Origin of the sequence: Phenylobacterium sp., assembly GCF_030693805.1 — a bacterium.
Classification (GTDB): domain Bacteria; phylum Pseudomonadota; class Alphaproteobacteria; order Caulobacterales; family Caulobacteraceae; genus Phenylobacterium.
Window position 1 is genome coordinate 1 of the sequence record NZ_JAUXZW010000006.1, and the last position, 1,021, is coordinate 1,021.

Annotated in this window: 1 protein-coding gene; it reads left to right on the forward strand. The window is 44.7% G+C overall.

What is annotated here, in order from left to right:
* Nucleotides 1-1,021 (forward strand): beta strand repeat-containing protein (locus tag Q8M88_RS00405; protein ID WP_371132599.1); only part of this gene is annotated, 1,021 nt, incomplete at both ends.

A 1,021-nucleotide genomic window follows, 5' to 3' on the forward strand; every position in this document is an offset into this window, starting at 1 on the left:
TAATATAAACGGGGTATCCTTTAATGGTACCACGGATATCACCTTATTAGTTAATGCCAATACCTTAACGGGCACAACACTTGCACCAAACGTAGTTAACTCCTCACTTACGAGTGTGGGCACATTAACCGGGTTAACAGTCACCAATCCGATTAACGGCAGTATAACAGGTAATGCGGGCACAGCCACAGCGCTTCAAACAGCGCGTAATATAAACGGGGTATCCTTTAATGGTACCACGGATATCACCTTATTAGTTAATGCTAATAGTTTAACGGGCACAACACTTGCACCAAATGTTCTTAACTCCTCACTTACGAGTGTAGGCACATTAACTAACCTGGCTGTAACGAATCCAATCACCGGAACGATTACAGGTAACGCGGGAACAGCCACAGCGTTACAGACGGCGCGTAATATAAACGGCGTATCCTTTAATGGTACCACGGATATCACCTTATTAGTTAATGCCAATACCTTAACGGGCACAACACTTGCACCAAACGTAGTTAACTCCTCACTTACGAGTGTGGGCACTTTAACCGGGTTAACAGTCACCAATCCGATTAACGGCAGTATAACAGGTAATGCGGGCACAGCCACAGCGCTTCAAACAGCACGTAATATAAACGGTGTATCCTTTAATGGTACCACGGATATCACATTATTGGTTAATGCTAATAGTTTAACGGGCACAACGCTTGCGCCAAATGTTCTTAACTCCTCACTTACGAGTGTAGGCACATTAACTAACCTTGCTGTAACGAATCCTATCACCGGAACGATTACTGGTAATGCGGGAAGAGCCACAGCGCTTCAGACAGCTCGTAATATAAACGGGGAATCCTTTAATGGTACCACGGATATCAGCTTAGTGGTTAATGCTAATAGTTTTACGGGTACAACGCTGGCATCAAACGTAGTTAACTCCTCACTTACCAGTGTAGGCACGTTAACTAATTTAGCGGTAACGAATCCTATCACCGGAACGATTACAGGTAATGCGGGCACAGCCACAGCG